The sequence below is a fragment of the Pirellulales bacterium genome (assembly GCA_035533075.1).
Classification (GTDB): domain Bacteria; phylum Planctomycetota; class Planctomycetia; order Pirellulales; family JAICIG01; genus DASSFG01.
The window spans coordinates 1-7,452 of the sequence record DATLUO010000284.1 but is presented as its reverse complement, the minus strand read 5'-3'; the positions used below and the strand labels follow the sequence as shown (position 1 = coordinate 7,452).

The following is a 7,452-nucleotide window of genomic DNA, read 5'->3' as shown; positions in this document are numbered from 1 at the left end:
CAGGCCGTCTGCCTCGAACGACGGCCTGGGAAGGCCGCCCCACGGTCAAAACGATGCTCTGCTGGCCCGGCACCCGCTGCGCGACTTGAACCTCGACCTGGCGCGCCACGAGCGGCCGATGGAGCGCGTCGGCGCAGGTTTGAAGAATGCCGCGGCCGCCCTGGCGGAAGTCGAAGCGGCGTTGGCCCGCGCGCGGCTGCCCGCCGAGTTGACCGACACCTTGGACAAGGCCAGGCAGCTTGTGGCTTTTGCGGAGTCGGTCGAGCCGCTGGCCCGCGTGGGGCAAACGCCTTTGCTCGATGCCGGCAGCCAGGCATCGAAGCGGCTGGCCAAGCTCGTCAAGCAATACCGCTCGGCCGAGGCCGCCTCGCAGCGCGAGCGGCAAGCGGCCAAGGGCTGGGTGATAAAGCTGCCGCCGGAAGACGTCTCCGTCGCCTTGGCCCGGGCCCGGAGCCTGGAGCCAAAGCTGTTCCCGTTCTTCAAGCTCGACTGGTGGCGATTGTGGTTGCTCCTCAGCCGTTCTTACGATTTCAGCTTGCACAAGGTGCCGCCCGGCTGGGTATACGTTTTCGAGCTGCTGGAGAACGAGTACAAAGCGGCGGCGAAAGTGAGCGACTTCGCCGCTCGCATCGAGCAGGAATTCGGTTGCGAGCAGTCGCCGACGGAATTCATCGAACTCGTCGAGCGGTTGCGGGGCGAATCGGGCCATGCCTCGGGCGTGGTCGGCCGGTTTCGCGACCGGCTGATGAAACCGACGGCCAAGGCCGACGAAGTCGCCGCACTGGTGGCCGCCCGACCGGCGATCGACTCTTTCCAGCATGAACTCGACTCCTTCTTCGACAACGGGCACCGCCGGACCTTCGAGGAAATTCGCAGCGCTTTGACAGCCATTGGTGACGCCCTGGGTGACTTGCCCGACTTTCTGCCTTGCCTGGCGATGCTGGCCGAACTGCCCTCCGCGGTGGCCGACGCGGTGCGCGAGCTACCGCTCGATTTCTCGCAGCTTGAAGCCGCCGCCGCCCGGCGCAGCCTCGACGACGCACTGCGCGGCGACCGCTCGCTGGCCAAGTTCACCACGACGACGCGCGACGAACACGTCGATGGACTGGCGGAATCGTGCGGCCGCTGGCGCGAGGCCAACGCCGTGGCGGTCCGCGACCGCGTGCGGCAGGCGTTTTGGGAACACGTCGGCGTCGCCTCGCAGCCGGCCGCTCAGCTCGACTCCGATCAAAAAGAATTCAAAAAGACCTACACCGCCGGCCGCCGCGAGCTGGAGCACGAGTTCGGCAAGAGCATCCGCTTCAAGTCGATCCGCGACCTGGCGGCGGGGCCGTCGGGCACGGTCATTCGCGACCTCAAGCCCGTCTGGCTGATGAGCCCGCTCAGCGTCTCCGACACGCTGCCGCTCGACGAGCAGTTGTTCGACGTGGTGATCTTCGACGAAGCGAGCCAGATCACCGTCGAAGAGGCGGTGCCGGCCATCTTTCGCGCGCGCCAGGCGATCGTCGTCGGCGACGAGATGCAGTTGCCGCCCACCGACTTTTTTTCCGCCCGCGGCGACCACGACGACGCCGACCGCCTGCTGGTCGAAGAGGGCGAAGAAGTCGTGGCCTACGATCTCGACAGCGGCAGCTTCTTGAATCACGCCGTCCGCAATCTCCCGTCGCGGATGCTGGGCTGGCACTATCGCAGCCGTTCGGAGTCGCTGATCAGCTTTTCCAACCGGGCCTTCTATCAAGGCCGGCTGCTGACCGTGCCCGAAGAGCGGTTCGCCGCGGCCGGCCAGGACGAGCTGCGGGCCGCGTCGGCCGACGACGCCGAACGTTTCGTCGGGCCGCTGCTGGAGCGTCCGATCAGCTTTCACTTCTTGGAGCACGGCCTCTACGACAATCGCCGCAATCGCCCGGAGGCCGAGTACATCGCCCGGCTGGTCCGCGAGCTGCTGCGACGCGAGACGCGTTTGAGTCTGGGAGTGATCGCCTTCTCCGAGGCCCAGCAGGACGAGATCAGCGGGGCGCTGGCCCAGTTGGCCCGCGACGACGACGACTTCCGCCGCCGCTTGGAGGCCGAGTACGAACGCGAGGACGACGGCCAGTTCCAGGATCTGCTGGTCAAGAACCTGGAGAACATTCAGGGCGACGAGCGCGACGTGGTGATCCAGAGCGTGTGCTACGGCCGCGGACCGAACGGCAAGATGCTGATGAACTTCGGCCCCATCAACCGCAGCGGCGGTGAAAAGCGGCTCAACGTCGCTTTCTCGCGGGCCAAGCACCACATGGTGCTGGTCAGCTCGATCGTGGCCGCCGACATCACCAACGACTACAACGACGGCGCGGCCTGCCTGAAGAACTACCTCCGCTACGCCGCGGCGATCTCGTCGGGCGACACCGCCACGGCGGACCGAGTGTTGTCCGACCTGTCGGACTGGCGCGGCGACGATGCGGCGACGGACGAGGGCGCCGACGCGGTCGTGGAGCAGGTGGCCGCCGCGCTGGAGTCGCGCGGCTGGCGCGTCGATCGCGCGGTGGGTCAATCACACTTCCGTTGCGACCTGGCGGTGCGGCGGCCGCACGACGCGGCGTATCGCCTGGGCATCTTGGTCGACACCGACGCCTATTACCGGCAGCCCGACGTGTTGGAGCGCGAGCTGATGAAGCCCAAATTGCTGGAAGCGTTCGGCTGGCAAATCGCCCACGTGCTGAGTAAAGAATGGTTCGAAGATCGCGATCGCGTGCTGGCGCGCTTGGACGAGCGGCTGAAGCGCGAGGCGTGCAGTCATGGGCACACCGCCAGATAGTCGCTTTGGCTGTCGAGGCTTGTCAACCGCGCGCCCAGCGCGGCCCGCGATGAGTCGTCGTCCTCGACGGCGATGCCCGTGCCGGGCACCGCTTCGACCGTTTGCGGTCCGGGCCCGTTGTCGCTACGGCATTCGCCGCTGTCGGCGACCGATCCGTCCGGCGAGGCTTGGCTCGCGACGTCTCCGGCCTGATCGCACAATTCTCGGCCATGCTCGATCTTGCCTGCTGGCAAACCCATGCGCCAAAGGTCAGAATCGCAGCCGACATTGCCGTGCCGCGCTGGCCTGGACCGTATTCGAGAGTAGTTTACCATGGCCAAACGCATTCGCGTGCTCGATTCGGCCTACGTCAAGCTTCTCAAGCCTGCCCCGGAGGCCGCGAGATGAAGCCCGGCCGCCTATCTCGATCGCCTGTTCGAAATCCGCGCCAGCCGCCGGGGCACGCCGGAACTTTCCTACCGCGCGGCCCTGGAAAACCTGCTCAATGCCGTCGGGACGGAGCTCGATCCGGCGGTCCGCGCCACGCGGAACTGGCCGACACGGGATCCGGGCGACCCGATTTCGGTCTCGCCGAGGCCAAGGCGGGCAACCTGCGGGCCGTGGTTGACGTCACGGCGCTCGGCGAATCGGTGCCCGAGACCGCCAGCGGCGAACAGGTGACGCGCTACGGCAAGCGATATGGTTACGTGCTGGTGACCAAGATCGTCGCGCAGGCGATCAGCGATACGCTGGCTGAGCTCGACGACTGAAAATCTTGTCGTGCAGGCGCATCGACCTCGACGATGGCCAAGCCGGCATCGCGGGCGCGTTTCTTGAGCTTTGTGCTCCGTCAAGCTACCGTTCGACAAAGTCCCAAAAGCGCTCGCACGGCGCCGGCTGCATCGGCGCGATTGTCGGCGTCGTGGCGATCGCCCAAAAACTCGGCGACGCGCATTGGTCCAACCGAGTCGACGCAACTTCGTGGCGATGTAGAGGCTCGCGGCATGCACCAGCCGCACGGCGGCGGGCGCATAGGCCGCGGCAACAGACGGCTTACTTTCCATGCCGCCCCCAGTTCAAAAACTTCTTCCGCAACTCGGCGGCGGCGTCTTTGGCCCGCTCCGGTTGTCCCTTCAGGTCGAGGTAGGTTTGAACGGGACTCACGCAGCGGATTGCGTCACGGACCTGGCTGGCCGCAAAAACGCCTTCATCCTGCGGAACGACCAACCAGAGATTCGCTCCGCTCGGTTGCTCCTTGAATCCGATTTCGTTCAGCACCGCCCGCGACGGCATGGCCGAAAGGTAAACGGTCACCAGCCGAAACGCCGCGTAATGATGATAGAGCCAGGCTGCCGCCAGACCGGTAGCGGCAAAGTTTTCTTGGGGCCGGGCGAGCTGCCCGGCCAGCTTCGCCAGCAAATCTTCGCCCGACCGAGCGAACACGTGGCCTTTGAGGATGCGGTGGCGGCCAAAGTCGTAAGTGTCGCGCCAGGCGTCGAGCAACAAGGCGGGATCGCGCGGCCGCACCGCTCCCGTTTCGTTGGCGTCGAGGTACTCTTCCTGCTCCAACCGCCGCACGATCTTGCTGACGTACCCGTCGTCCAGCCCCGTTTCGCGGGCAAGTTCGCTTTGCGTCTGAAACCGTTCGGGACGAAGCAGAAGCTGACGTGACACGCGCGAGCTTTTGGGGGCGAACACGTTGGGCGGCCGTCCGCGAGCGGCGTACTTGTTCGGGCGTCCATGGACCCAGATTCTCAGCCCCGGCGCGACGATCTTGGCATTGCCCGAAAGATCGAGCCACGACACGCCCGCCTCTTCGCACAACCGCTCTCCGACCGGCCCCATGAACGGCACGACCATCAGCGGCACCGCGCTTTTTTTGCGGTGAACTGCCTTGGCTTGCTCGCTGAGATGCCGGATGGCGCCCGCCAGCGGCCCTGCGGAAGCGACATTTTTGTATCCGGCCACGAAATACCGTCCCGGCGTCGAAACGACTAGGTCGGGGCGGCGCGGTCCCGCTGCTTCCTGCACGCGAATTTCCTTCAACGGCTGGCCCAGCAATTCGGCCAGTGCGTCGACGATTTCCGGAGCGGCGTCATTTTCGCGAGGCGGCGTCATCCTTACTAAAATAGCTTGCCTGAACGGATTGTCAACTTGGCCGTCTCAATCAGGCATCTTCGCCGCGGCCTAAGGCTGTTCGGGGAATTAGCGTGTTCTCCTTGGCGAACCGCTAGGTCGCGCCGCTCGATAAACCAGCTCGCGGTTGATCCAAAAGCGTGCCGGGACACCGAGCGCTAGTTCTAACTTCTCGGCGGTGTTGTACGTGATTGGGGCGACGCCGTTAATGATCTGGCTGATGGTCTTTTCAGCCAGCCCGGTTCGCAAGGAAAGCTCGGCCTGCGAAATTCCCTTCGTTTCGAGCGTTTCCTTGAGCGTGGCTCCGGGCGGCACGGCATAATCCGGCGAAAAGGGGTAGTCGGGTGGCATATCGGGCCTGCTCAGCAACAGCGATCGCCTTCGCCGTCGCGGATCTCCAGATACCGCGCGAGGTAGTCTTCGACTCGAAGCGAATGCCCCGCCAGGCGGCAAGCTACGTCGAATGGCTCTGCATGGAAAAAGAGCTCCTTTTCCTCGAAGGGTAGGCCTTCGATCTTCTTGCGCAGACGTGTCGCCTTGCTCAGGGCAGACGTGGACCGCCTGGCGTGAAACTCACGGATGCAGCGCCTGACCACGGACCAAAATTCGACCTGGGCGTCATTTGGCATTGCTTGCGGCGATCTCACCCCCATCGCCAACCGAGCCGGTCATTTTCCCTATTCTAGCATGCCTGCACGGGCAGTGAAGCCGGGTCGGCGGTTCTCGGCCACGCCCCCGCGCCAGGTCGCGGGTTCACTCGATCAGCCAGCCGACCTTTTCGAGCTCGTTCTCGATCCGCGCCGCCGCGACGGGCGTTTCGAGGATGATCGGAACATCTTTGGGCAAGAGGTGGGACACTCGGCGGAAGGCGAGCATGCTCTCGTAGTTCAACGGCTCATGCCCGCCTTGCGAGTTGACCAGGCTCAGGTGGATTTGCCGGAGCCGCCCGCCGAACTGCCGCAGGATGGCGTCGGCCTCGCACATGGTCGGATCGATCTGCCGCGCGTGGCCGATGTCGAAACACAGCGTCGCGTCGGGCAATTCCCTGAAGAACGACGCCAGCTCGCCTGCCGTCCGCCCCGTGCGCTTCCGCTTGTCCATGTTTTCGATGCACAGCCGGTCGCCGAGCGTGCGCCACTCGTCGAAGTCGCCGATGACGTCGGGATGAACGATAACGGGCCAGCCGCGTTCGGCAACCGGGCGCAGCAACCGCACCACCTCGCTCTCCGACATCGCCTTCAGCTTGCTGGGCGCGTGAAGCGAAATGTAGCGGAAGTCGGCAAGATCGAGGTCGTCCAGCGAGCCGACCAGCGGCGGGAGCTCTTCTTCGCGCAGTGCCGAAAGTTCGACGGCCGCCGTGGCGTGCCCCTCGACCATCTGCAGGCCCAGCCGCACGTTGCCCAACGCAAGACTTCCCGTTGAAAATCCAACCACCATATTAAAACACCCCATAGCGTAGCGTGAATTCCCGCAAATCCGTGTCCGCCCTGAAGAATACCTCGTCGAGAGCGTCCTGGAATTGATGGCTGGTTTCCCTCAACTCCAAAAACTGCGGGTCGCGGTAAACGTCATGGGCCGGCAAGCTTCCAAGATGACTGCGAACGTCCGCTTTGTCGAGTCGCCGCAAAAAGTCGTCATAGCGCGTGAGGATGTCCGCCGCCTGGGAGGCCATCCCAAGGCGGTCGAGCGTCCATACCAGGATACTAACCGACGTGGAGCGCACAAACCGTGTCAAATGCTTTTCCATCATCGGCAAATGCTCGTCGGGCTTCACCGCGTCGATTTGTAGTGCGTCGTTCCTGAAGCAGCTAAAGACGGTGAGCAACCCCGAGACGAATAATAGCTTGCGCGACATTCGCAGCTTGATGTTGCGGATCGCCCACTTGCCACTGGCCTGCTCCCATTCCTTGTAGGCGAAGTCGACGCACATCGTTCGCCAATACCGCACGATGTCGTTCGGCAAGAACCGTGGAATGCGTGAGCCCGTCGTCCCCGTTGCGGCGAAATTGGTGTCGTCGTGAAGGTAGCGAAACAGAATATTTCGGGTCACGCGCTCATAAGGTCCCAGCTCGCCGGCGTAGGGTGCTTGTCGAACGGGAAATGCCTCCAAGAGCATCAGAACCCGCTGGGTCGTGTTCCGATTGGAGTCGGATTGGCCGCCGATGTGGTGGATGATGTCATGGCTGAACGCCATGCTCCCGAAAATGCCCTCGGCGCCGGGATGAGGGAGCTTTTTTCCACGAAATTCGGTCGCTCCGATCCGTGCGGCAATTTGCCTTGCGATTCGTCGATGGTCGGGCGTGGCTTGCCCGTCGATGAGCAGTGTCCAGTCGACGTCGCTGCCCGACGTCCACTCCTGGCGCGCGAGCGACCCAAACGCGATCAAGTCGACGTCCTGCGCTATGCCGCTCAGCTAAAAGGACCGGCCTCTGCTCAGGTAAAGTGAGCCACTACTTGGAAAGAAAAAGGGGGGCTTCGTCAAAGTAGGTCGAGGCAGCGGCCGCTGGCGGCACTGGTGCGGCGGCTGGCAGGTCGTGCCG

The 7,452-nt window shown here is 64.1% G+C and carries 7 protein-coding genes; 2 read left to right on the top strand and 5 right to left on the bottom strand.

Translation table 11 applies throughout. The annotated features are described in order from the left end of the window. A partial coding sequence (locus VNH11_35560; GenBank protein HVA51713.1) for an AAA domain-containing protein occupies positions 1-2,797 on the top strand: 2,797 nt, incomplete at its 5' end. Here the strand turns inward: VNH11_35560 and VNH11_35555 are convergent. Beyond that, a complete protein-coding gene (locus tag VNH11_35555) occupies positions 2,776-3,036 on the bottom strand; it encodes a hypothetical protein (GenBank protein ID HVA51712.1) in 261 nt (86 codons plus the stop codon). The two genes, VNH11_35560 and VNH11_35555, sit on opposite strands and share 22 nt — an antisense overlap. A gap of 144 nt (positions 3,037-3,180) precedes the next feature. On the opposite strand from VNH11_35555, the gene VNH11_35550 reads away from it, so the two are divergent. Next, on the top strand, positions 3,181-3,546 hold the full coding sequence (locus tag VNH11_35550; GenBank protein ID HVA51711.1) for a hypothetical protein: 366 nt from the start codon (positions 3,181-3,183) through the stop codon (positions 3,544-3,546). 283 nt (positions 3,547-3,829) lie between these two features. On the opposite strand, the gene VNH11_35545 is transcribed toward VNH11_35550, so the two are convergent. The 4 genes from VNH11_35545 to VNH11_35530 form a co-directional block, all read right to left on the bottom strand. Further along, positions 3,830-4,894: a winged helix-turn-helix transcriptional regulator gene (locus tag VNH11_35545; protein ID HVA51710.1), complete on the bottom strand. Its 1,065-nt coding sequence runs from the start codon at positions 4,892-4,894 to the stop codon at positions 3,830-3,832. 87 nt (positions 4,895-4,981) lie between these two features. After that, positions 4,982-5,263, bottom strand: a complete 282-nt coding sequence (locus VNH11_35540; GenBank protein HVA51709.1) for a helix-turn-helix transcriptional regulator — start codon at positions 5,261-5,263, stop codon at positions 4,982-4,984. Positions 5,264-5,665: 402 nt separating this feature from the next. Next, on the bottom strand, positions 5,666-6,307 hold the full coding sequence (locus VNH11_35535) for a TIM barrel protein (protein ID HVA51708.1): 642 nt from the start codon (positions 6,305-6,307) through the stop codon (positions 5,666-5,668). A gap of 43 nt (positions 6,308-6,350) precedes the next feature. After that, a complete protein-coding gene (locus VNH11_35530; protein ID HVA51707.1) occupies positions 6,351-7,298 on the bottom strand; it encodes a hypothetical protein in 948 nt (315 codons plus the stop codon). Between the last annotated feature and the right edge of the window lie 154 nt (positions 7,299-7,452).